Origin of the sequence: Streptomyces sp. NBC_00328, from assembly GCF_036139655.1 — a bacterium.
Classification (GTDB): domain Bacteria; phylum Actinomycetota; class Actinomycetes; order Streptomycetales; family Streptomycetaceae; genus Streptomyces.
In genome coordinates this window covers 5,421,322-5,443,912 of record NZ_CP108013.1, presented here as the reverse complement: position 1 = coordinate 5,443,912, position 22,591 = coordinate 5,421,322, and the positions used below count along the sequence as shown (strand labels likewise).

At 70.5% G+C, this 22,591-nt stretch carries 20 protein-coding genes; 11 read left to right on the top strand and 9 right to left on the bottom strand.

Translation table 11 applies throughout. From position 1 onward, the window contains the following. Nucleotides 1–311: 311 nt before the first annotated feature. Nucleotides 312–1,136, bottom strand: coding sequence for an oxidoreductase (locus OG485_RS23890; protein ID WP_328670616.1), 825 nt, complete (start codon nt 1,134–1,136; stop codon nt 312–314). Nucleotides 1,137–1,237: 101 nt separating this feature from the next. Here OG485_RS23890 and OG485_RS23885 point away from each other — a divergent pair, with 101 nt between their 5' ends. Continuing rightward, nucleotides 1,238–2,218, top strand: coding sequence for an ATP-binding protein (locus OG485_RS23885; RefSeq protein ID WP_328670615.1), 981 nt, complete (start codon nt 1,238–1,240; stop codon nt 2,216–2,218). Nucleotides 2,219–2,311: 93 nt separating this feature from the next. Here OG485_RS23885 and OG485_RS23880 read toward each other — a convergent pair whose 3' ends face one another. Beyond that, nucleotides 2,312–3,604: a hypothetical protein gene (locus tag OG485_RS23880; RefSeq protein WP_328670614.1), complete on the bottom strand. Its 1,293-nt coding sequence runs from the start codon at nt 3,602–3,604 to the stop codon at nt 2,312–2,314. Nucleotides 3,605–3,933: 329 nt separating this feature from the next. Between OG485_RS23880 and OG485_RS23875 the strand changes: the two genes are divergently transcribed. The 6 genes from OG485_RS23875 to OG485_RS23850 all read left to right on the top strand — a co-directional run bounded on the left by OG485_RS23875 (nt 3,934) and on the right by OG485_RS23850 (nt 12,242). After that, complete coding sequence (locus OG485_RS23875; RefSeq protein ID WP_328670613.1) at nt 3,934–6,321, top strand: SulP family inorganic anion transporter; 2,388 nt, start codon at nt 3,934–3,936, stop codon at nt 6,319–6,321. Nucleotides 6,322–6,711: 390 nt separating this feature from the next. Beyond that, complete coding sequence (gene acs, locus OG485_RS23870; protein WP_328670612.1) at nt 6,712–8,712, top strand: acetate--CoA ligase; 2,001 nt, start codon at nt 6,712–6,714, stop codon at nt 8,710–8,712. A 326-nt stretch (nt 8,713–9,038) separates the two neighbouring features. Continuing rightward, on the top strand, nt 9,039–10,433 hold the full coding sequence (gene nhaA, locus OG485_RS23865; protein ID WP_328670611.1) for a Na+/H+ antiporter NhaA: 1,395 nt from the start codon (nt 9,039–9,041) through the stop codon (nt 10,431–10,433). Between the two features lie 43 nt (nt 10,434–10,476). Next, nucleotides 10,477–10,953, top strand: a complete 477-nt coding sequence (locus OG485_RS23860) for a phage holin family protein (RefSeq protein ID WP_326786482.1) — start codon at nt 10,477–10,479, stop codon at nt 10,951–10,953. Next, complete coding sequence (locus tag OG485_RS23855; RefSeq protein WP_326786483.1) at nt 10,950–11,900, top strand: alpha/beta fold hydrolase; 951 nt, start codon at nt 10,950–10,952, stop codon at nt 11,898–11,900. The genes OG485_RS23860 and OG485_RS23855 overlap by 4 nt, the downstream gene beginning before the upstream one ends. Nucleotides 11,901–12,062: 162 nt before the next feature. Further along, nucleotides 12,063–12,242 carry a hypothetical protein gene (locus OG485_RS23850; protein WP_328670610.1) on the top strand — a complete coding sequence of 60 codons (180 nt, stop codon included), beginning with the start codon at nt 12,063–12,065 and terminating at the stop codon, nt 12,240–12,242. Between the two features lie 14 nt (nt 12,243–12,256). On the opposite strand, the gene OG485_RS23845 is transcribed toward OG485_RS23850, so the two are convergent. Genes OG485_RS23845 through nth form a run of 3 tightly spaced genes read right to left on the bottom strand, consistent with a single transcriptional unit; the run spans nt 12,257 to nt 15,357 of the window. After that, nucleotides 12,257–13,456, bottom strand: a complete 1,200-nt coding sequence (locus OG485_RS23845) for a MarP family serine protease (protein ID WP_328670609.1) — start codon at nt 13,454–13,456, stop codon at nt 12,257–12,259. 13 nt (nt 13,457–13,469) lie between these two features. After that, nucleotides 13,470–14,180: an NUDIX hydrolase gene (locus OG485_RS23840; protein WP_328670608.1), complete on the bottom strand. Its 711-nt coding sequence runs from the start codon at nt 14,178–14,180 to the stop codon at nt 13,470–13,472. A 52-nt stretch (nt 14,181–14,232) separates the two neighbouring features. After that, nucleotides 14,233–15,357 carry an endonuclease III gene (gene nth, locus OG485_RS23835; protein ID WP_443048749.1) on the bottom strand — a complete coding sequence of 375 codons (1,125 nt, stop codon included), beginning with the start codon at nt 15,355–15,357 and terminating at the stop codon, nt 14,233–14,235. Between the two features lie 276 nt (nt 15,358–15,633). On the opposite strand from nth, the gene OG485_RS23830 reads away from it, so the two are divergent. Both OG485_RS23830 and OG485_RS23825 read left to right on the top strand, forming a co-directional pair. Further along, the gene (locus OG485_RS23830) at nt 15,634–16,308 is read left to right on the top strand and encodes a Crp/Fnr family transcriptional regulator (protein WP_006382668.1); all 675 of its coding nucleotides are present in this window, start codon (nt 15,634–15,636) and stop codon (nt 16,306–16,308) included. Between the two features lie 110 nt (nt 16,309–16,418). Continuing rightward, complete coding sequence (locus OG485_RS23825; RefSeq protein WP_328670607.1) at nt 16,419–17,237, top strand: nucleotidyltransferase domain-containing protein; 819 nt, start codon at nt 16,419–16,421, stop codon at nt 17,235–17,237. A gap of 65 nt (nt 17,238–17,302) precedes the next feature. Here the strand turns inward: OG485_RS23825 and OG485_RS23820 are convergent, their stop codons facing one another. The 4 genes from OG485_RS23820 to OG485_RS23805 form a co-directional block, all read right to left on the bottom strand. Then, on the bottom strand, nt 17,303–18,133 hold the full coding sequence (locus OG485_RS23820; protein WP_328670606.1) for an MBL fold metallo-hydrolase: 831 nt from the start codon (nt 18,131–18,133) through the stop codon (nt 17,303–17,305). Then, the gene (locus tag OG485_RS23815) at nt 18,130–18,999 is read right to left on the bottom strand and encodes an NUDIX hydrolase (protein ID WP_328670605.1); all 870 of its coding nucleotides are present in this window, start codon (nt 18,997–18,999) and stop codon (nt 18,130–18,132) included. Before OG485_RS23815 ends, OG485_RS23820 begins: the two co-directional genes overlap by 4 nt. 342 nt (nt 19,000–19,341) lie before the next feature. After that, on the bottom strand, nt 19,342–19,812 hold the full coding sequence (locus tag OG485_RS23810) for a RidA family protein (protein WP_326786491.1): 471 nt from the start codon (nt 19,810–19,812) through the stop codon (nt 19,342–19,344). Next, the gene (locus OG485_RS23805; protein ID WP_261704751.1) at nt 19,809–19,970 is read right to left on the bottom strand and encodes a DUF4177 domain-containing protein; all 162 of its coding nucleotides are present in this window, start codon (nt 19,968–19,970) and stop codon (nt 19,809–19,811) included. Before OG485_RS23805 ends, OG485_RS23810 begins: the two co-directional genes overlap by 4 nt. Before the next feature lie 126 nt (nt 19,971–20,096). Between OG485_RS23805 and OG485_RS23800 the strand changes: the two genes are divergently transcribed. Beyond that, nucleotides 20,097–21,074, top strand: coding sequence for an ArsA family ATPase (locus tag OG485_RS23800; protein WP_328670604.1), 978 nt, complete (start codon nt 20,097–20,099; stop codon nt 21,072–21,074). Next, entirely contained in the window at nt 21,071–22,516 is a 1,446-nt protein-coding gene (locus tag OG485_RS23795; protein ID WP_328670603.1) for an ArsA family ATPase, read from the top strand. The genes OG485_RS23800 and OG485_RS23795 overlap by 4 nt, the downstream gene beginning before the upstream one ends. Nucleotides 22,517–22,591: the final 75 nt, after the last annotated feature.

Below are 22,591 nucleotides of genomic sequence, written 5' to 3'. Positions count from 1 at the left end.
AAAAGTAAAGAAGTGTGGTCAGGGGTTCCGCTTCCTCCGGACCTGGAGTACAAAGGGTTTAACGGCCCGCGAGACCAAGGACATCCGCGAGGATCACCTTCGAACGCAACCAGGCCCCACGGACCGAGCATGAACATCGAGCACCCACGCGACGTCGACCCGTCGATTACGGGCCAGCCGCACCAGGTGACGGGCAAAGTTCCCGACCTGATGGGCAATATCTCGAGGACGCTTGGTAACCCGGTGAACATGCCAGCGGCGGTACGAGAACTCGTACCGCCGCAACCCTTTTCCAGGCGATCGGACACCCGCTACGCGGCCCCGCGCTGCAGCGCCTCACAGACCGCGGCGGACTCCCTGGCGCCCAGCTCGACGGCCCGGCCGCAGTGCGCGATCCAGGCAGCCATGCCGTCCGGGGTGCCGGAGACGTAACCGTCCAGGGCCGCGAGGTAGGCCGCCCGGCCGAGTTCCGCGTGACCGACCTCCGCCGGACAGATGGACTTCGGGTCGAGACCACTGCCGATCAGAACGATGCGTTCGGCAGCGCGCGCGACCAGTCCGTTGTGGGAGCCGAAGGGGCGCAGGGCGATCAGTTCACCGTGAACGACGGCCGCCGTGACCAGGGCCGGGGCGGAACCGCCAGCGATGATCAGCTGGGACAGCCCTTCGAGACGGCCCGCGACCTCGTCCGCGTCCGGCAGTGGCAGCTCCACCAGAGGCTCATCGGCCTTCTCCCCGCTCCTCCTCGGCCGGCCCACCGCGTCGCCCCGGTCGGCCGCCGCCACCAGGTGGAGCCGGGCGAGCACGCGCAAGGGCGACTGCCGCCAGATGGACAGGAGCTGGCCCGCCTCGGCGGTCAGCCGCAGAGCGGCGCCGACCGTACGGTCCTCCTCCCCCGCGCTGAAGTCGGTACGCCGGCGCACCTCTTCGAGGGCCCAGTCGGCACCGGACAGCGCCGCGGAACCACGGGCCCCGCGCAACGCCGCCTCGGACGTGATCTCGTTGCTGCGGCGCCGCATGATCCGGTGTCCGTAGACCCGGTCCACAGCCTTGCGCACGGACTCCACGGAATCGGCCACCCCGGGAAGTGAACCGAGGGCCGCGAGCGGATCGGCGGCCGCACCTGTCGTACTCATGAGTACGACATTACGCACCCCGGGCCCGCACCCCACGAAGGAGTGGTCTTCTTCACGCGGTGCGAGCACCTGGAGCGACGATCGCACTACCCTTGGTGAACATGAAAATTGCTTTCGTCGGGAAGGGCGGCAGCGGCAAGACCACCCTGTCGTCGCTCTTCATCCGCCACCTCGCCGCCTCGGGGGCACCTGTCGTCGCCGTGGACGCCGACATCAACCAGCATCTGGGGGCCGCGCTCGGGCTCGAAGAGACGGAGGCCGCGGCGCTCCCCGCCATGGGTGAGCGGCTGCCGCTCATCAAGGACTATCTGCGCGGCTCCAACCCGCGTATCGCGTCCGCCGAGACGATGATCAAGACGACCCCGCCCGGGGAAGGCTCCCGGCTGCTGCGGGTCGGTGAGACCAATCCGGTGTACGACGCCTGCGCCCGGCCGGTGGAACTCGACGGCGGTGTCATCCGTTTGATGGTCACCGGCCCGTTCACCGAGGCCGATGTGGGGGTGGCTTGCTACCACTCCAAGACCGGTGCCGTGGAGCTCTGCCTGAACCATCTCGTCGACGGCCGGAGCGAGTACGTCGTCGTCGACATGACGGCGGGCTCCGATTCCTTCGCGTCCGGCTTGTTCACCCGCTTCGACATCACGTTTCTCGTCGCCGAGCCGACCCGGAAGGGAGTCTCCGTCTACCGCCAGTACAAGGAGTACGCCCGCGACTTCGGCATCGCCCTGAGGGTCGTCGGCAACAAGGTGCAGAACCAGGACGACATCGACTTCCTGCGAGCGGAGGTAGGTGACGACCTCCTGGTGACGGTCGGGCACTCGGACTGGGTGCGCGCCATGGAGAAGGGCCGCCCGCCCCGGTTCGAGGCTCTGGAAGCGGACAACCGGCGCTCGCTGCACGCCTTGCGGACCGCCGCCGACGCCACCTACGAGCTGCGCGACTGGGAGCGGTACACGCGCCAGATGGTGCAGTTCCACCTGAAGAACGCCGCCGGCTGGGGCAACGCCAAGACCGGGGTGGATCTCACCGGACAGATCGACCCCGCTTTCGTGCTGGGCGAGAGCCCCATGGCCACCGCCTGAGCAGCCGGTCGGCCGACAGCGCCGCTTCGGGCTGAGAGACGGACCGCCCGAAGCGCCACTTCCACCTGAGCGTCGGAGCGGCCCGGGGCACCCCTACGGCTTGGGCTCGGACACCCCGGACCTGAGCGGGGGCGCCCCGGGGACCCCCTTCGGGGCCGGGGCCGGGCGTCCGGAGAGGAACGACGCCCAGCCCTGCTTCGGGGCCTCTCCGACCTGGAGGCCGCGGAGCTTGTCGAGGATGGCCGGATCCTGGGCGTCGAGCCAGTCGGCCAACTGCCGGAAGGAGACACAGCGCACCTCGGCCCTGGTGCAGACCCGCTCGACGACCTCGTCGACGGCACGCATGTAGGTGCCGCCGTTCCAGGACTCGAAGTGGTTGCCGATGATCAGTGGCGCGCGGTTGCCGTCGTAGGCTCGGCCGAAGCCCTTCAGCAGCCCGTCACGCATCTGACGGCCCCAGAACTCCTGCTTGCCCGGGTCGCCCTGAGTCCGCGTGCCCGACTGGTCGACCATGAAGTTGTAGTCCATGGTGAGCTGCTCGTAGGAGTGCCCGGGGAAGGGCACGAGCTGCATCGACAGGTCCCACAGCCCTTCCTTCCTCTTCGGCCAGACCTGGTCGCCGACGCCGCTGGTGTCGTAGCGGAAGTCCAGCGCGCGGGCCGCCTTCATGAAGTTCTCCCGGCCCTCCAGACAGGGGGTACGGGCGCCGACGAGTTCCTTGTCGTAGTCGAAGGGCAGCGAAGCCGCGCTCTTCAGGCCCGCGTTGGTCCTCCAGGACTTCACGAACGACTTCGCCTGGGCGATCTCGCTCTTCCAGTCCGCGACCGACCACTGCCCGACCCCGGCCTCCGTGCCACAGAAGTGGCCGTTGAAGTGCGTGCCGATCTCGTTGCCCTCCAGCCACGCGCCGCGCAGCTGCTTCACGGTGTCCGAGATGCCCTGCACGTCGTTGAAGCCGATCTCCGAGCTGCCGGGCGTGTGCCGTGGCGGCCGGTACAGGTCGCGCTTGTCCTCCGGCAGCAGGTACACGCCGCTCAGGAAGTACGTCATCGTCGCCCGGTTGGCCCTGGAGAGCTTCCGGAAGTGGGAGAAGAGCTTCTGGCTGTCCTCGTCGGCACCGTCCCAGGAGAAGACGACGAACTGCGGTGGCCTGTGGCCCGGCTTCAGCCGCTCGGGCCGCGGCAGATGCGGCTGCGCCCCGGTGTACGAGGTGGAACCGTCGCCGATCAGGCGGACCGCCACCTTGGGCGCCGGGGCCCCCGCCGTCCTCTTCACACCGTGCGCGCGTTCACGGGAAGGCGTGCCGGCGCCCGCGCAACCGGCGAGCGCCGTGGCGCAGGCCGCGGCGACCGCCACACCCGCGGCGATCCTCTGGGTGGCGGCCATGTCCCGCCCTCCTTCTCCTCGGTCGGGCGGCGCCGGTCGGGGCGCCGGCTCGGCTGTGCACCGGCAGCGCCGCCAAGGTTTCACGGGACCGAAAAGGAGTAAGTACGACAAGCCGATCAAAAGCCCACTTCACTCCAGAGGATGAATTAATACCCCATTTGCCCCTATTTTCAGCATCGACCCTTTACTCTGCATTACGATCCGTTTACCGAGCGTTGAAGAATCCCGCCGCTGCACGCCGTGACCCACGGCCGCGACCCGCCCCCCGCCGCCTCAGGACGGGGGATCACCTGTTCCGCGACCGCGCTGCCCCGGAGGAGACGGGAACCATGTCTGCCTGCGTCCCCACCCGCGCCGCCGACCCGACTCGGCCCGCGCAGGTTCACCAGTCCCACAGCCCCCCGCCGACCCCGCCCCGACGCTTCCGTGTCGCGGGCGCCGATCTGTCCGCCTCGATCGCGGTCTTCCTGATCGCCCTCCCCCTGTCCCTCGGCATCGCCCTCGCCACCGGCGCGCCGCTCCAGGCCGGCCTTGTCGCCGCCGCCGCCGGCGGACTGGTCGCGGGACGGCTCGGCGGCTCACCGCTCCAGGTGAGCGGGCCCGCCGCCGGGCTCACCCTCGTCACGGCCGAGCTCATCCAGCGCTACGGCTGGCGCGCGACCTGCGCCATCACCGTGCTGGCGGGAATCACCCAGTTGGGTCTCGGCTGCCTGCGCGTGGCCCGTACGGCCTTGGCCGTCAGCCCCGCCATCGTGCACGGCATGCTCGCCGGCATCGGGGTGACCATCGCCGTGGCCCAGCTCCACATCGTGCTGGGAGGCATCCCGCAGAGCTCCGTCCTCGACAATCTCGTCGGACTGCCGGACCAGGTGGCCCGCCTGCAGTCCGCAGCGGTGTCGATGAGCGTGCTGACGCTGGTGCTGCTGTTCGCCTGGCCGCGCCTTCCCGGACGGGCCGGGCGGGCGCTGCGCAAGATCCCCGCCGCGCTGGTCGCCGTCTCCGGAGCCACCCTGACCGCCTCCCTCGCGGGACTGACGCTGCCGAGGGTCGAGCTGCCGTCCTGGAGCAGCCACGCGCTGGCCGGGCTGCCCGAGGGCCCGGTGCTCGGCATCGTCGCCGCCGTCCTCACCGTGACGCTGGTGTGCAGCGTGCAGTCGCTGCTCGGGGCCGTCGCCGTCGACAAGCTGGTGAGCGGCCGCCCGGAACTCCAGGGTCGTGTGGGGCGTTCCCGTCTCGACCGGGAGCTGCTCGGGCAGGGCGCCGCCAATGTCGTCTCCGGCGCGCTCGGCGGACTGCCCGTCGCCGGGGTCGCGGTGCGAAGTGCCGCGAATGTGCAAGCGGGCGCCGTCAGCCGGAACTCCACGATCCTGCACGGCGTTTTCGTAGTGATTGCCGCGCTGCTGATGGTCCCGATCCTCGAGCTGATCCCCCTCGCGTCGCTCGCCGCCCTGGTGATGGCCGTCGGCATCCAGATGGTGTCCTTGCACCACATCCGCACGGTCACCCGCCACCGCGAAGTGCTGGTCTACGCCGTCACCACGCTCGGCGTCGTGTTCCTCGGCGTTCTCGAGGGCGTGGCGCTGGGGGTCTCCGTCGGCGTCGGTGTCGCCCTGCAGCGTCTCGGCCGCACCCGCATCACCCACGAAGAGAGAGAAGGAGTCCATCACGTACACGTACGAGGCCAGTTGACGTTCCTGGCGGTGCCCCGGCTCAGCCGCACCCTGCACCTCGTGCCCCAAGGGGCGGACGCCGTCGTGCGGTTGGACGGATCGTTCATGGACCACGCGGCATACGAGTCACTGCAGGACTGGCAGAGCACCCACGTCGCCCAGGGCGGCACGGTCGATCTCGGCGGGCGGACCGGAACGCGGATCGCCGAACCCGCGAACTCCAGACACTGCCGCTGCCGGCCCTGGACACCCTGGCGGAACCACCAGTGTCATGCCGCCGCCGAGCCGGGGCCCCTGCCCTCGGAGGCGCTTTCGGACGGACAGGAGGAGGAGTTGGGCGAGGCCAGACCGAGCGGACATCAACTGGCGCGCGGAATCAGCGCGTTCCAGCGCAACACCGCACCCCTGGTGCGCGATGAGCTGGCCCGCCTGGCCAGGGAAGGGCAACAGCCGTCCCAGCTGTTCCTGACCTGTGCCGACTCCCGGCTCGTCACCTCGATGATCACGTCCAGTGGTCCGGGAGACCTCTTCGTCGTACGCAACGTCGGCAACCTCGTGCCGTTGCCAGGAAAGGAGAGCGGGGACGACTCGGTGGCCGCGGCCATCGAGTACGCGGTGGACGTGCTGAAGGTGCGGTCCATCACGGTGTGCGGGCACTCCGGGTGCGGCGCCATGCAGGCCTTGCTGGCGTCGGAGCCGGGTGGGACGCTCACGCCGCTCAAGCGGTGGCTGCGGCACGGGCGGCCGAGCCTGGACCGGATGGCCGCCGACGACAGACCGTGGGCGCGGATCGCCGGACGGGCACCCGCCGACTCGGTGGAGCAGCTCTGTCTGACCAACGTGGTGCAGCAACTGGAGCACCTGCGGGCACATGAGTCCGTGGCGCGCGCCCTTCGGGAGGGCGTGCTCGAACTGCAGGGGATGTACTTCCACGTCGGGGAGGCCCAGGCGTATCTGCTGGCCGAGGCCGATGGCGACGGACTGTTCGACCACGTAGGCGCGTTCGGTCCTGCGGGCACGGCGGAGGAACTGCGGCATCCGGCGTGATCGCACGGTGGTGCGCGGTCCCGGTCGGCGGGGCCGCGCACCACGTACAGCGTCCGCTGCCCGGGCTCCGGCCCCGCTCACGGTCGCGGGGCGGGGCGCCGACACGCCTGGCCGAGAGAGTCGACACCGCCGGCCGACGAACGGGCGGAGGTGACCGGGGCGCCAGGTGGGGCCGGGTGGGCCAGGTACCCCGAATGAACCCGGTGGCCGGTACGTGCGTGTCACAAGGGGGCAGACTCGTGCGGACCCGCGTGGTCGCGTGAAGGCCGGCGGGCCGTACCTCGGGGCGCGGGTGTGCCGTGTGGAGCGAGAGCCCGGGCCGGCGGCCAGGATAGGTCTAAACCAATTTCGGGTCGGCTCTTGTCACCAGGCCCCCCGGTCTGATGAGCTGTGGCCTGGGACACAACGGACACCCTGGGAAAGGGAGATGTCGTGAGCAACGAAAGCCTGGCCAACCTGCTGAAGGAAGAGCGCAGGTTCGCGCCGCCCGCCGACCTGGCGGCGAACGCCAATGTCACCGCGGAGGCGTATGAGCAGGCCAAGGCTGACAGGCTCGGCTTCTGGGCCGAGCAGGCCCGCCGGCTGACCTGGGCCACCGAGCCGACCGAGACGCTGGACTGGTCCAACCCGCCGTTCGCGAAGTGGTTCGCCGACGGAAAGCTGAACGTCGCGTACAACTGCGTGGACCGGCATGTCGAGGCCGGGAACGGCGACCGCGTCGCCATCCACTTCGAGGGCGAGCCGGGCGACAGCCGGGCCATCACCTACGCCGAGCTCAAGGACGAGGTGTCGAGGGCCGCGAACGCCCTCACCGAGCTGGGTATCGAAAAGGGCGACCGGGTCGCCGTGTACCTGCCGATGATCCCCGAGGCCGTCGTCGCGATGCTGGCCTGCGCCCGTATCGGCGCCGCGCACTCGGTGGTGTTCGGCGGATTCTCCGCGGACGCGATCGCCACCCGCATCCAGGACGCCGACGCCAAACTGGTCATCACCTCCGACGGCGGTTACCGGCGCGGCAAGCCCTCCGCGCTCAAGCCGGCCGTCGACGACGCGGTGAGCCGGGTCGACGGGGTCGACAAGGTGCTGGTGGTGCGCCGCACCGGCGAGGACGTCGCCTGGACCGAGGGCCGCGATGTGTGGTGGCACGACATCGTCGGACGGCAGTCGGCCGAGCACACGCCGGAGGCGTTCGACGCCGAGCAGCCGCTGTTCATCCTCTACACGTCCGGGACCACCGGGAAGCCGAAGGGCATCCTGCACACCTCGGGCGGCTACCTCACGCAGGCCTCGTACACCCACCACGCCGTCTTCGACCTCAAGCCGGAGAGCGACGTGTACTGGTGCACGGCCGACGTCGGCTGGGTCACCGGGCACTCCTACATCACCTACGGACCGCTCTCCAACGGCGCGACACAGGTCATGTACGAGGGGACCCCGGACACACCGCACCAGGGCCGGTTCTGGGAGATCGTCCAGAAGTACGGCGTCACCATCCTGTACACGGCGCCCACCGCGATCCGTACGTTCATGAAGTGGGGCGACGACATCCCCGCCAAGTTCGACCTGTCCTCGCTGCGGGTGCTCGGGTCGGTCGGCGAGCCGATCAACCCCGAGGCGTGGATCTGGTACCGCAAGCACATCGGCGGGGACCGTACGCCGATCGTCGACACCTGGTGGCAGACCGAGACCGGCGCGATGATGATCTCGCCGCTGCCCGGGGTCACCGAGACCAAGCCGGGCTCGGCACAGCGGGCACTGCCCGGCATCTCGGCCACGGTGGTCGACGACGAGGCGAACGAGGTCCCCGACGGCGGTGGCGGCTACCTCGTCCTCACCGAGCCGTGGCCCTCCATGCTGCGCACGATCTGGGGCGACGACCAGCGCTTCCTCGACACGTACTGGGCACGCTTCGAGGGCAGGTACTTCGCCGGCGACGGGGCCAAGAAGGACGACGACGGCGACATCTGGCTGCTCGGGCGCGTCGACGACGTCATGCTCGTGTCCGGGCACAACATCTCCACGACCGAGGTCGAATCCGCCCTCGTCTCCCACCCCGCGGTCGCCGAGGCGGCGGTCGTGGGCGCGGCGGACGAGACCACCGGGCAGGCCATCGTCGCCTTCGTCATCCTGCGCGGGACGGCCTCCGCCGACGACCCCGGACTGGTAGCCGACCTGCGCAACCACGTCGGCACCACCCTCGGCCCGATCGCCAAGCCGAAACGGGTCCTGCCGGTCGCCGAACTGCCCAAGACCCGCTCCGGGAAGATCATGCGCCGCCTGCTGCGCGACGTCGCCGAGAACCGCGAACTCGGTGACGTCACCACACTCACCGACTCCACCGTGATGGACCTGATCCAAGCGAAGCTGCCGGCCGCACCCAGCCAGGACTGACCCGGGAGCACCCCGCCGGCCCGGCCCTGAGGGGTGCGGGAGCACGCTCACCGTGCTCCCGCACCCCTCACGCATTTCCCCGGACCGCCCGCCGAACCTCGTGGCCCCGGCCGCCGACTGCCGATGCCGATCAGCCCAGTGCCCCATCGGCCCATCCAGCGGGCCCCGCACCCGGTTCGGCCGTACCTTGAAGATCCCCCACCGAGCCGGCCGCACCATGGGTAAAGTAAGCAAAGCGTCAAAGACGCGACAAGATCGTTCGTGGTGTGCCGGGAAGTCTGGTCGGCGAGTACTCCGCCCTGCCTGCTCGACCGGAGGTCCTCCCCGTGGCCACGCCCCCCAACACCAACCACAAGTTCTTCGGCCGACTGTCCCTGCCCGAGCGGAACTTCGTGGCGGACGCGCTGCGCACCGAGACGGTGGGCGGCGTGCTCCTGCTGATCGCGGCGGTCGCGGCACTGACCTGGGCGAACACCCTGCCGCACAGCTATGAGGCCGTCTCGCACTACCACTTCGGACCGGCCGCCCTCGGGCTCGATCTCTCCGTGGAGCACTGGGCGGCCGACGGACTGCTCGCCGTCTTCTTCTTCGTCGCCGGGATCGAGCTGAAGCGCGAGCTGGTGGCCGGGGATCTACGGGACCCGAAGGCCGCGGTGCTGCCCGTGGTCGCCGCGGTCTGTGGCATGGCCGTTCCCGCGGTCGTCTACGTCCTGACCAACGTGCTCGGCGGTGGCTCGCTCCAAGGATGGGCCGTCCCCACCGCCACCGACATCGCCTTCGCGCTCGCCGTGCTCGCCGTCATCGGGACGTCGCTGCCGTCCGCCCTGCGCGCCTTCCTGCTCACCCTCGCCGTCGTCGACGACCTGTTCGCGATCCTGATCATCGCGGTCTTCTTCACCGACTCCATCAACGTCGCGGCCCTCGGCGGGGCCGTCGTGGGCCTCGGCGTCTTCTGGCTGCTGCTGCGCAAGGGCGTGCACGGCTGGTACGTGTACGTGCCGCTCGCACTGGTCGTCTGGGCCCTGATGTACAACAGCGGCATCCACGCCACCATCGCCGGTGTCGCCATGGGCCTGATGCTGCGCTGCCATCCGCACGAGGGCGAGGAGCACTCCCCCGGTGAGCACATCGAGCACCTGGTGCGCCCGGTGTCGGCGGGACTCGCCGTACCGCTGTTCGCCCTGTTCAGCGCCGGCGTCGTGGTCTCCGGCGGCGCGATCCACGATGTGTTCACCCGGCCCGAGACGCTCGGCGTGGTGCTCGGACTCGTCGTCGGCAAGGCGGTCGGCATCTTCGGCGGTACGTGGCTGACGGCCCGGTTCACCCGGGCCTCGCTCAGCGACGACCTGGAATGGGCCGACGTCGCCGCCGTCGCCACCCTCGCCGGCATCGGCTTCACCGTCTCCCTGCTCATCGGTGAGCTCGCCTTCGAAGGCGATACGAGCCTCACCGACGAGACCAAGGCCGCCGTCCTGATCGGCTCGTTCATCGCGGCCGTACTCGCCACGGCGATGCTGAAGACGCGCAACTCCAAGTACCGCTCGCTGTGCGAGGCCGAGGAGCGCGACGAGGACCACGACGGCATCCCCGACATCTACGAAGAGGACAAGCCGGCGTACCACCTGCGCATGGCCGCGATCTACGAACGGAAAGCCGCGGAACACCGCAGGCTTGCCGAAGTGGCGGGTGGGGCAAGCGAGGGGGACGACGGTCCGGCATGATCTGACAGGACCGTACAAACACATGCAGAAGAGGGAGATCGCGATGAGCGCACCCGACGGGAGCCCGGTCGGTGCCGAACGCAGCATCGGCCAGTTGGTCGCCGCGGCGACGACCGAGATGTCCGCGCTGGTGCACGACGAGATCGCGCTGGCGAAGGCTCAGCTCAAGCAGGACGTCAAGCGCGGTGCCGTCAGTGGCGGGGCGTTCTCGGCGGCCGGCATGACCCTGATCTTCTCCCTGCCGATGCTCAGCTTCGCCCTCGCGTACGGCATCCGAACCTGGAGCGACTGGAATCTCGCGATCTGCTTCCTGCTGTCGTTCGCGGCGAACGTGCTGGTCGCGGCCGTGCTCGCGCTGATCGGCGTGATCTTCGCGAAGAAGGTCAAGAAGAGCCAGGGCCCGCAGAAGGTGGCCGCCTCCGTGAAGGAGACGGCGGGTGTTCTGCCGAACGCCAAGCCGCACCCCCGGCCCGAACCGGTCGAGGACGCCGTCAAGGCTGTGGCACGCTCATCCTCATGACGGACCCCGCCACACCTTCGGCGCAACCCACCTCGGTCGTACGGATCGACCTTCCCGGCGGCCGCAAAGTCACGCACCGGGACGTGGCCGCCAACGGCGCGCGCTTCCACATCGCCGAGCTCGGCGACGGGCCGCTCGTCCTGCTGCTGCACGGCTTCCCGCAGTTCTGGTGGACCTGGCGGCACCAGCTCGTCGCGCTCGCCGACGCCGGGTTCCGGGCCGTCGCCATGGACCTGCGGGGCGTCGGGGGCAGCGACCGCACCCCGCGCGGCTACGACCCCGCCAACCTCGCTCTCGACATCACCGGGGTCGTACGTTCCCTCGGCGAGCCCGACGCCGCTCTGGTCGGGCACGACCTCGGCGGCTATCTCGCGTGGACGGCGGCCGCCATGCGGCCCAAGCTCGTCCGCAGGCTCGCGGTGTCGTCCATGCCGCATCCGCGGCGCTGGCGTTCCGCGATGCTCTCCGACATCAGGCAGACGACGGCCGGGTCGTACATCTGGGGGTTCCAGCGCCCCTGGATCCCCGAACGCCAACTCCTCGCCGAGGACGCCGCCCTGGTGGGCCGTCTGGTGAGCGACTGGTCGGGTCCCCGGCAGCCGGACGAGGACACCCTGGAGACGTACCGCCGGGCCATGCGCATCCCGTCGACCGCGCACTGCTCCATCGAGCCGTACCGGTGGATGGTGCGGTCCATGGCGCGCCCGGACGGCATCCAGTTCAACCGGCGCATGAAGCCGCCGGTGCGGGTGCCGACCCTGCATCTGCACGGCTCACTCGATCCGGTGATGCGGACGCGCAGCGCGGCGGGCTCGGGAGAATACGTCGAAGCGCCGTACCGCTGGCGGCTGTTCGACGGGCTCGGCCACTTCCCGCACGAAGAGGATCCGGTCGCTTTCTCCACCGAACTGATCAACTGGCTGAAGGATCCGGAACCCGATCGGTGACACCTCGGTCACCCCGGCGTGACCGTGCCAACGCGCCCGGTGTCGCGTCCGGAACGCGGACGGTGAACACCTGTCCCCCGAACGGCCAATTGCCTGGCGCATAGGCCAATTGAGGGGTCGGGGCGAGGTTATCGACCTTGGGGCAGGGGCAGACGTCGGGGTATGGGCTGGACGCACGACTACAGTGACGCAGCACGCAATCGCCGCTCGGCCTCGGGTCTGAGCTCTCGTCAGGGGGGCGACCCGCAAATGACGGGCACGGATCCGCGTGTGGGAATTCCGCATATTCTGCGGCGCCGGGCTCGCTGGGTATCCGTGCGGCTGCGCCATCCACGCGGCTGAGTCCCGCCCACCGGTCAGAGCGCGCAGCTGTCGCTGTCCACCTGCTGGTTGGCCGTCCGCCCCTTGGCGATGTCCTGCCGGATCTCGTCCGCGGTGAGCGCGTAACCGGTCTCGGCGTCGTCGAGCGACTTCGCGAAGACCACGCCGTACACCTTGCCGTCGGGTGTCAGCAGCGGTCCGCCGGAGTTGCCCTGACGGACCGTCGCGTAGAGCGAGTAGACGTCGCGGCGCACCGTCTTGCGGTGGTAGATGTCCGGGCCGGTGGCCGTGATGCGGCCTCGCACGCGCGCGGGCTGGACGTTGTACGAGCCGTTCTGCGGGAACCCGGCGACGATCGCGCTGTCGCTGCTGGCCGCGTCCTGGGTGCTGAACCGCAGCGCGGGCGCCTTCAGATTCGGTACGTCCAGTACGGCGATGTCGCGCTCCCAGTCGTACAGGACGACCGTGGCGTCGTACTTCTTGCCCTCGCCGCCTATCTGGACGGTGGGTTCGTCGACTCCGCCGACCACGTGCGCGTTGGTCATCACGCGGCGGTCGCCGAAGACGAATCCGGTGCCTTCAAGGACCTTGCCGCAACTCTGGGCGGTGCCCATGACCTTGACGATGGAGTTCTGCGAGCGGATGGCGACGGGACTGGCGGCGAGCTGGGGATCGGGCGGCTGGACCTCGGTGATGGGTTCGTTGGCGAACGGGCTGAAGACCTGCGGGAAGCCGTTCTGCGCGAGGACCGAGGAGAAGTCGGCGAACCAGGTGTTGGCCTGGGCGGGCAGCGCGCGGGAGACCCCGAGCAGCACCTTGGAGCTGCGGACCTCCTTGCCGAGCGTCGGCAGTGTCGTGCCGGCGAGGGCGGAGCCGATCAGCCAGGCGACGAGCAGCATCGCCACGACGTTCACCAGGGCGCCGCCGGTCGCGTCCAGGGCTCTTGCCGGGGACCAGGTGATGTGCCGCCGGAGCTTGTTGCCGAGGTGGGTGGTGAGGGCCTGGCCGACGGAGGCGCAGACGATCACGACGACCACGGCGACGACGGCGGCGGTCGTACTCACCTTGCTGTCGTCGGTCGTCCAGCTCCAGACGACGGGGAGCAGGTAGACGGCGACGAGACCACCGCCCAGGAAGCCGATCACCGACAGGATGCCGACGACGAAGCCCTGGCGATAGCCCACGATCGCGAACCACACGGCGGCGACCAGCAACAGGATGTCCAGCACATTCACGAAGGTCACCTTGTCACGCGCGCCAGTCCAGCGGGACCTGCTTCTCGCGGTCCCACGGACGCTCCCAGCCCGCGAAGTGCAGGATCTTGTCGATCACTCCGGCCGTAAAACCCCAGACCAGGGCCGATTCGACCAGAAATGCCGGGCCTCGGTGACCGCTGGGGTGGACGGTGGTCGCGCGGTTGGCGGGATCCGTGAGATCCACCACGGGGACGGTGAAGACCCGGGCCGTCTCGCCCGGGTCGACGACGCCGACCGGCGTCGGGCGGCGCCACCAGCCGAGGACGGGGGCGACCACGAACCGGCTGACCGGGATGTACAGCTTGGGCAGTACGCCGAAGAGCTGGACGCCGCTCGGGTCGAGGCCGGTCTCCTCCTCGGCCTCGCGCAGGGCGGCGTTCAGCGGCCCTTCGGTCCTCGGGTCGCCGTCCTCGGGGTCGAGGGCGCCACCGGGGAAGGACGGCTGCCCGGCGTGCGACCTGAGGGTGCCCGCCCGTTCCATGAGGAGCAGCTCGGGGCCGCGCGGGCCCTCGCCGAAGAGGATGAGCACCGCGGACTGGCGGCCAGCGCCGTTCGCCGGCGGCAGGAAGCGGCTCAGTTGGAGCGGTTCCACCGTCTCCGCGACCCGCGCGACCGGGTCCAGCCAGCCGGGCAGACCTTCCTTGCTGAGCACCGGCCCGCCCGCCGCGTCGCTCGTGTTCTGCGTGTTGCCTGCGCGCTTCATCGCCACCCCCGTTCCGCTCTTCCCAACGCCCGCCGGGACCGTGTTCGTTCCGTCATCCGGCGCCCAGCGGGGGTGCGGGCCTGCCGCCCGCGTCCAGATAGGCCTGCGGGGGGTTGAGCCGCTGTCCGGGGAAGCCGCCCTTCTCGTACTTCAGGAGCTTCTTCGCCTTCTCGGGGTCCGTCTCGCCCTCCCCGTACGCCGGACAGAGGGGGGCGACGGGGCAGGCGCCGCAGGCGGGCTTGCGGGCGTGGCAGATACGGCGGCCGTGGAAGATCACGTGGTGCGACAGCATGGTCCACTCGTTCTTCGCGAAGAGCCCGCCGACGGCCGTCTCGATCTTGTCCGGGTCGGTCTCCGTGGTCCACTGCCAGCGCCGCACCAGCCGCTGGAAATGGGTGTCTACGGTGATCCCGGGCCGCCCGAAGGCGTTGCCGAGCACGACGAAGGCGGTCTTGCGGCCCACTCCGGGCAGTTTCACGAGGTCTTCGAGGCGGCCGGGCACCTCGCCCCCGAAGTCGTCCCTCAGGGCCCTGGAGAGCCCTATGACGGATTTGGTCTTGGCCCGGAAGAACCCGGTCGGACGCAGGATCTCCTCGACCTCCTCCGGGTCGGCCTCGGCGAGGTCCTCGGGGGTCGGGTACTTGGCGAAGAGCGCCGGAGTCGTCTGGTTCACCCGCAGGTCGGTGGTCTGCGCGGACAGGACCGTGGCGACGACGAGCTGGAAGGGGTTCTCGAAGTCCAGCTCCGGGTGGGCGTACGGGTACACCTCGGCGAGTTCGCGGTTGATCCGGCGGGCACGGCGGACGAGGGCGGTGTGCGACTCGTTCCGCGGCGGCACGGGGGCGGCGGTCGTCGTCTTCTTCTTGGAGACGGCTGCGCCGGGCGACGCCTTCTTGGAGGCGGCTTTCACCGGAACGGCCTTCTTCGAGGCAGATTTCCCGGAGGCCGTCCTTCCGGAGGTCGCTTCGGCCGGGGTCGCTTCGGCTCGGGTCGCCTTCTTGGCGGCCGTTCTCGCGGGTGTCACCTTCTTGGCGGTCCGCGGGGCCGCCTTCTTCGCGCTCTTCCCTTCGGCGGCCGTCGATGCCGCCTTCGACGCCGTCCTCGGCACCGCCTTCACCGGCGTCGACTTTGCCGCTTTCGCCTGTTCTTCGGTTCCGCCGGGGGCCTGTTCGCCCACAGCGGAATTGCGACGTACACCCACCCGTCCAGCCCCCTTGGCCTGTGCTCTCACCGGCGTTTTGGACACCCGGCCAGCCTAAAGCCCGGCACCGACATCTGCCCCGGACCCTGAAGATCGGCCCCCAATTGGCCCCCTGCCGCACTCGTCGGGACGCCAGTGCGGCAGACTTGTGACTGATCACACTGTTTGGACCGTCCGGCAAGATGGGGAACACGGTCCCCTGGTACCAAGGGGGAGCACGGTCCCCTGAGCAGGTCGACAAGGAGAGAACTCGTGGACGACGTTCTGCGGCGCGCCCCGCTCTTCGCGGCGCTCGATGACGAGCAGGCCGCGGAGCTCCGCGCCTCCATGAGTGAGGTGACCCTCGCGCGAGGCGACGCCCTCTTCCATGAAGGCGACCCCGGCGACCGCCTCTATGTGGTCACCGAGGGCAAGGTGAAGCTCCACCGCACCTCCCCCGACGGGCGCGAGAACATGCTCGCCGTCCTCGGCCCCGGGGAGCTGATCGGCGAACTGTCGCTGTTCGACCCGGGCCCGCGCACGGCGACCGCCACCGCGCTCACCGAGGTCAAGCTGCTCGGCCTCGGCCACGGCGACCTCCAGCCCTGGCTGAACGCCCGCCCCGAGGTGGCCGCCGCCCTGCTGCGCGCCGTCGCCCGGCGCCTGCGCAAGACCAACGACCAGATGTCCGACCTGGTCTTCTCCGACGTGCCCGGCCGTGTCGCGCGCGCCCTGCTCGACCTGTCGCGCCGCTTCGGCGTGCAGTCCGAAGAGGGCATCCACGTGGTGCACGACCTCACGCAGGAGGAACTGGCCCAGCTGGTCGGCGCCTCCCGCGAGACCGTCAACAAGGCGCTCGCCGACTTCGCGGGCCGCGGCTGGCTCCGCCTGGAGGCCCGCGCGGTGATCCTCCTGGACGTCGAGAGGCTCGCCAAGCGCTCGCGCTGACGCCTTTGGCCGTACGACGACGGGGTCCCGCCTTCCACCGAGGCGGGACCCCGTCGTCGTCACCCGTAAATGACCTGCGCCGCGGCAGTCCTTCCCCGCACAGTGGGCGCATGGCCGCACAGGGGCACCGCAAAGGGCTCGACGCCCAGGGGTACATCGAGCGCGAAGGGTCACTCGCGCGCGTCCCGTACGCCTTCAGGACCGTCGTCGCGGCGGCCCGCGACCGGGTCCAGGACATGTTCGGGGCGCGGCTGGACAGCGCGTACCTCTACGGCTCGATCCCACGCGGGACCGCGCGCGTGGGACGCTCCGATCTCGACCTGCTGCTGTCGCTGCGCGAGGAGCCGACCGACACCGACCGTGCCGCCGCCCGCGCGCTCGAAGCGGCGCTCGACAAGGAGTTCGCCGAGATCGACGGTGTGGGAACGCTGCTGTTCGGCCGGGCACGGCTGCTGAGCGACCTGGAGACCCACGACCTCGGCTGGTTCGTCGCCTGCCTGTGCACCCCTCTCCTGGGCGAGGACCTGGCCGGACACCTGCCGCGCTACCGCCCCGACACGCTGCTGGCCCGCGAGACGAACGGCGACCTCGCCCTGCTGCTGCCGCGCTGGCGCGAGCGGATCGCCGCGGCCGCGGACACCGACGACGCCAGGCGCCCCCTGGTCCGCTCGATGTCCCGGCATCTCGTGCGCACCGGCTTCACGCTCGTCATGCCGCGCTGGAACGGCTGGACCAGCGACCTCGGGGAGATGGCCGAGGCGTTCGGCGCGTACTACCCGGAGCGGGCCGCCGACCTGCGCGGCGCGGCCGTACGCGGGTACGAGCCGGCCGGCGACTCCGGTGTGCTCCGCTCGTACGCGGACGACCTGGGGCCATGGCTGGCCGGGGAGTACGCGCGCGTGCACGGCATCAAGGCGCCCCGCCCCTGAACGCCTCCTCCAGAACCCCGGAAAACGGCGCCACGGACACAGCCCCCAGCCACGGACACACGCCCCTAGATGAGGCCGTGCTCCCGCAGATAGTCCATCTGGGCCCGCACCGACAGCTCGGCCGCGGGCCACAACGACCGGTCCACGTCCACGTAGACGCGGGCGACGACCTCTTCGGGCGACCGGAGGCCGCTCTCGACGGCGGTCTCGACCTGGGCGAGACGGTGGGCACGGTGGGCCAGATAGAACTCGACCGCGCCCTGCGCGTCGTCGAGGACCGGTCCGTGACCGGGCAGGACGGTGTGGACGCCGTCGTCGACCGTCAGCGAGCGGAGGCGGCGCAGCGAGTCGAGATAGTCGCCCAGGCGCCCGTCCGGGTGGGCCACCACGGTCGTCCCGCGCCCCAGGACGGTGTCCCCGGTCAGCACTGCCCGATCGGCCGGGAGATGGAAGCACAGCGAGTCGGCGGTGTGCCCGGGAGTCGGCACGACACGCAGTTCGAGCCCGCCGAGGCTGATCACGTCTCCCGCGGCCAGTCCCTCGTCCCCGAGCCGCAGCGCGGGATCCAGGGCGCGGACGGCGGTCCCCGACAGCTCGGCGAAGCGCGACGCGCCCTCCGCGTGGTCGGGATGCCCGTGCGTCAGCAGGGTCAGCGCGACCCGCTTTCCCGCCTTCCCGGCCGTGTCCAGCACCGTGCGCAGATGGACGTCGTCCAGCGGGCCCGGGTCGATGACGACCGCGAGCTCGGAGTCGGGCTCGGACACGATCCACGTGTTCGTGCCGTCCAGGGTCATCGCGGAGGCGTTGGGGGCGAGGACGTTCACCGCGCGCGCGGTGGCGGGGCCGGAGAGGACGGTTCCTCGTGGCTGGCCGGGGAGCGCCACTGCGTCGGTCATGCGGATGCTCCTCCGGTCGGGATGTGCTTGGTGAACTCGTCGTGTCCGGGCCAGGAGAGGACGAGTTCACCGCCCTCCAGGCGCGCCTCGGCCAGGACGGGGGTCAGATCCCGGGCGGCCGCGCCGGCGAGGGCGTCCGCGGAGCTCTCGTACTCCACGAGCCCGCGCAGGGTCGCGATGGTGGGCGGCATCATCAGCAGCTCGCCCTTGTCGTAGCCCGCCGCCGCGTCGGCGGGACGGATCCACACGGTGCGGTCGGCCTCCGTGGAGGCGTTCCGCGTGCGCTGGCCCTCCGGGAGAACGGCCACGAAGAACCACGTGTCGTAGCGGCGGGACTCGAACTCCGGAGTGATCCAGCGGGCCCAGGCCCCGAGCAGGTCCGAACGGAGCACGAGCCCTCTGCGGTCGAGGAACTCCGCGAAGGACAGATCCCTGGCGACCAGAGCCGCCCGGTCCGCCTCCCAGTCGTCCCCCGTGGTGTCACCGACCACGCTGTCCGGGCTGGGGCCGGCGAGCAGGACGCCCGCCTCCTCGTACGTCTCCCGTACCGCCGCGCAGACGATGGCCTGGGCGGAGGTCTCGTCCACGCCGAGCCGCCGCGCCCACCACGCGCGCGTGGGACCCGCCCAGCGGATCTGCTGCTCGTCGTCGCGCGGGTCCACGCCGCCGCCCGGATACGCGTACGCGCCTCCGGCGAAGGTCATGGAGGCGCGTCGGCGCAGCATGTGGACCACGGGGCCGGCCTCGTGGTCCTTGACCAGCATCACCGTGGCGGCGCGCCGGGGCGTGACCGGCGTCAGCGTGCCCTCGGCGAGCGCCCGAATCCGTTCCGGCCACTCCGCCGGAAACCATTGCCCATTCCCCATGGCCGGAGGCTATCCCGAGCCGGGCGGATGTTCGAGGCCTCACCGCCCCACAAGCCCTTTTCGCCCCCTCCGCCCCTGCCCGGGGCTCCGCCCCAGACCCCCTCCTCAATCGCCGGCGGGGCTGAAAATCACGCAAGTGAGGGGCCACACAGGAACCACCGGCGCACCCGCAGCCGGGAACGCGCGGAAGGGGCCGTGCCGGTACATCGGATGCCCGTCGCCTGCGTCCGGATCGAGTAGCGGTTCCCATGGAAACTCACGTCCGATCCAGCGGCGACGGGCGGATGTACCCGGCACGGCCCCGACCCACAACGAACCAGGCACCCGAAGACGCCCGGAGGGCTATGCGTGCGTCAGCTCCACCTGGATCTCGACCTCGACCGGCGCGTCCAGCGGCAGCACGGCCACGCCGACCGCGCTCCGCGCGTGCACACCCTTGTCGCCCAGTACCGCGCCCAGCAGCTCACTCGCGCCGTTCAGCACACCCGGCTGCCCGGTGAAGTCCGACGCCGAGGCCACGAAGCCCACGACCTTGACGACACGCGCGATGCGATCGAGGTCGCCCACGACCGACTTCACCGCCGCCAGGGCGTTCAGCGCGCACGTACGGGCCAGCTCCTTGGCCTCCTCGGCGGTGACCTCGGCCCCCACCTTCCCGGTGACCGGAAGCTTCCCGTCCACCATCGGAAGCTGCCCCGCGGTGTACACGTACACGCCCGACTGCACCGCGGGCTGATACGCGGCCAGCGGCGGAACGACGCCCGGAAGGCTCAGCCCGAGTTCGGCGAGCTTCGCCTCGACAGCCCCGCTCACGCGGACTTCTCGCGCTTCAGGTAGGCCACCAGCTGCTCGGGGTTGTTCGGCCCGGGCACGACCTGGACGAGCTCCCAGCCGTCCTCGCCCCAGGTGTCCAGAATCTGCTTCGTGGCGTGGACGAGCAGCGGCACGGTTGAGTATTCCCACTTGGTCATGTGGCCGACTGTAGCCGCTGAGGACCGCCGTCTCCCGCCCGAGCCACCCGTTGTCCCGCCCCCGAAAGCGCGGCTTGTCCACAGCCTCCTGCTTACTCCGGCGGCGGACTGGTTAGGCTCGAATACGTGAGCAGGCTCCAGGTCGTCAGCGGCAAGGGCGGTACCGGCAAGACCACGGTAGCCGCGGCCCTCGCGCTCGCCCTCGCGACCGAGGGCAAGCGCGCCCTCCTCGTCGAGGTCGAGGGCAGACAGGGCATCGCGCAGCTCTTCGAAACAGAAGCGCTGCCCTACGAGGAGCGGAAGATCGCCGTCGCTCCGGGGGGCGGGGAGGTGTACGCCCTCGCCATCGACCCCGAACTGGCGCTGCTGGACTACCTCCAGATGTTCTACAAACTGGGCGGAGCCGGCCGGGCGCTCAAGAAGCTCGGCGCGATCGACTTCGCGACCACCATCGCGCCCGGACTGCGGGACGTCCTCCTGACCGGCAAGGCCTGCGAGGCGGTGCGGCGCAAGGAGAAGAGCGGCAGCTTCACGTACGACTACGTGGTCATGGACGCGCCGCCCACCGGCCGCATCACCCGCTTCCTGAACGTCAACGACGAGGTCGCCGGTCTCGCGAAGATCGGCCCGATACACAATCAGGCCCAGGCCGTCATGCGTGTCCTCAAGTCGCCGGAGACGGCGGTCCACTTGGTGACCCTGCTGGAGGAGATGCCCGTACAGGAGACCGCGGACGGGATCGCGGAGCTGCGCGCGGCGAAGCTTCCCGTGGGCCGGATCATCGTGAACATGGTGCGCCCGGCACTCCTCGACGGCGTCGACCTGGAGCTGGCGAAAACGGCTCCCCATTCGGCGATCGCCAAGTCGCTCTCCTCGGCCGGCCTCGGCGGCGCGCGTCGCGGCGGGCTCGCCGAGCGGCTGGTGGACCCGCTCCTCCAGCAGGCCGACGAGTACGCGGAGCGGTACACACTGGAGACCGAGCAGCGGAGCGTGCTGGCCGAGCAGGGCCTGCCGTCGCACGAACTCCCGCTGCTCGCCGAGGGCCTGGATCTGGCGGGACTGTACGAACTGGCCGCACAGCTGCGTAAGCAAGGGATGTCATGAGTCTGGACCCCGCCCGCGTCCTCGATCTCGACCCGCTGCTCGACGACCCTGAGACCCGCATCGTGGTGTGCTGCGGCTCGGGCGGCGTCGGCAAGACGACCACGGCGGCGGCTCTCGGGCTGCGGGCCGCGGAGCGCGGCCGCAAGGTGGTCGTGCTCACCATCGACCCCGCGCGCAGGCTGGCGCAGTCGATGGGAATCGACTCCCTGGACAACACTCCGCGCCGGGTGAAGGGCGTCGAGGGGAGCGGCGAGCTGCACGCCATGATGCTCGACATGAAGCGCACGTTCGACGAGATCGTCGAGGCGCACGCGGACGGCGACCGGGCGGCGGCCATCCTCGGCAACCCCTTCTACCAGTCGCTTTCGGCGGGCTTCGCGGGCACGCAGGAATACATGGCGATGGAGAAACTGGGCCAGTTGCGGGCGCGCGACGAGTGGGACCTGATCGTGGTCGACACGCCCCCGTCGCGCTCGGCACTGGACTTCCTGGACGCCCCGAAGCGGCTCGGTTCGTTCCTCGACGGGCGGCTGATCCGGCTGCTGACGGCGCCGGCGAAGCTGGGCGGCCGGGCGGGCATGAAGTTCCTGAACGTCGGGATGTCGATGATGACGGGCACCCTGGGCAAGCTGCTCGGGGGCCAACTCCTCAAGGACGTGCAGACGTTCGTCGCGGCCATGGACACCACGTTCGGCGGTTTCCGTACGCGGGCCGACGCCACGTACAAACTGCTCCAGGCGCCCGGCACGGCGTTCCTGGTGGTGGCGGCGCCCGAGCGGGACGCGCTGCGCGAGGCCGCGTACTTCGTGCAGCGGCTGGCCGCGGAGGAGATGCCGTTCGCCGGGCTGGTGCTCAACCGGGTGCACGGCAGCGGGGCCACCCAGCTGTCCGCCGAGCGGGCGCTCGCCGCCGCGGAGGATCTTGATTCCGCCGACGACTCCGGCGACCCGGAGAACCCGGAATCCACCGGGGACACTGCTGACACCGCCGCAGCGGAAAACCCGGAAACCGCCACCGCGGAAAATCTTGCCGAGGCCCGCATTGTGGATCAGGCGGACGGGAAAGCTGGACTTCGTAACGCTCCCGGCACGTACGGCAGTTCAGAATCACCGGCTTCCGGTGCATCAGCTCCCGACGAAGGCTCCCCCGCCATCACGGACAGAACGGCCGGCACGGACCACACCACCGCTACGGACAGGACCGCCGCCACGGACCCCGAGCGATCCATCGACCAGCTCACCGCAGGCATGCTGAGACTGCACGCCGAGCGCATGCAGTTGCTCTCCCGCGAGCAGCGCACGCGTGACCGCTTCGCCGCGCGCCACCCGGAGGTGCCGGTGGCCGAAGTGGCCGCGCTGCCCGGCGACGTGCACGATCTCGCGGGGCTGCGGGACATCGGGAACCGGCTCGCGGCCCACCGGCCGGAGCTCCCCGAAAGCTGAGCCGCGGCCCACCGGCCGGAGCTCCCCGAAAGCCGAGTGCGGAGACCCCGCGGGGACGCTTCAGTCCCTGCCCGG

What these genes read in the sequence shown, in the direction of transcription:
- OG485_RS23820 (WP_328670606.1), bottom strand. Translation starts at nt 18,133, where the DNA reads ATGACCGACGCAGTGGCGCTCCCCGGCCAGCCACGAGGAACCGTCCTC.
- OG485_RS23880 (WP_328670614.1), bottom strand. Translation starts at nt 3,604, where the DNA reads ATGGCCGCCACCCAGAGGATCGCCGCGGGTGTGGCGGTCGCCGCGGCC.
- OG485_RS23840 (WP_328670608.1), bottom strand. Translation starts at nt 14,180, where the DNA reads ATGAAGCGCGCAGGCAACACGCAGAACACGAGCGACGCGGCGGGCGGG.
- OG485_RS23795 (WP_328670603.1), top strand. Translation starts at nt 21,071, where the DNA reads ATGAGTCTGGACCCCGCCCGCGTCCTCGATCTCGACCCGCTGCTCGAC.
- OG485_RS23885 (WP_328670615.1), top strand. Translation starts at nt 1,238, where the DNA reads ATGAAAATTGCTTTCGTCGGGAAGGGCGGCAGCGGCAAGACCACCCTG.
- OG485_RS23825 (WP_328670607.1), top strand. Translation starts at nt 16,419, where the DNA reads ATGGCCGCACAGGGGCACCGCAAAGGGCTCGACGCCCAGGGGTACATC.
- OG485_RS23805 (WP_261704751.1), bottom strand. Translation starts at nt 19,970, where the DNA reads ATGACCAAGTGGGAATACTCAACCGTGCCGCTGCTCGTCCACGCCACG.
- OG485_RS23815 (WP_328670605.1), bottom strand. Translation starts at nt 18,999, where the DNA reads ATGGGGAATGGGCAATGGTTTCCGGCGGAGTGGCCGGAACGGATTCGG.
- OG485_RS23850 (WP_328670610.1), top strand. Translation starts at nt 12,063, where the DNA reads ATGGGCTGGACGCACGACTACAGTGACGCAGCACGCAATCGCCGCTCG.
- OG485_RS23890 (WP_328670616.1), bottom strand. Translation starts at nt 1,136, where the DNA reads ATGAGTACGACAGGTGCGGCCGCCGATCCGCTCGCGGCCCTCGGTTCA.
- OG485_RS23860 (WP_326786482.1), top strand. Translation starts at nt 10,477, where the DNA reads ATGAGCGCACCCGACGGGAGCCCGGTCGGTGCCGAACGCAGCATCGGC.
- OG485_RS23855 (WP_326786483.1), top strand. Translation starts at nt 10,950, where the DNA reads ATGACGGACCCCGCCACACCTTCGGCGCAACCCACCTCGGTCGTACGG.
- OG485_RS23875 (WP_328670613.1), top strand. Translation starts at nt 3,934, where the DNA reads ATGTCTGCCTGCGTCCCCACCCGCGCCGCCGACCCGACTCGGCCCGCG.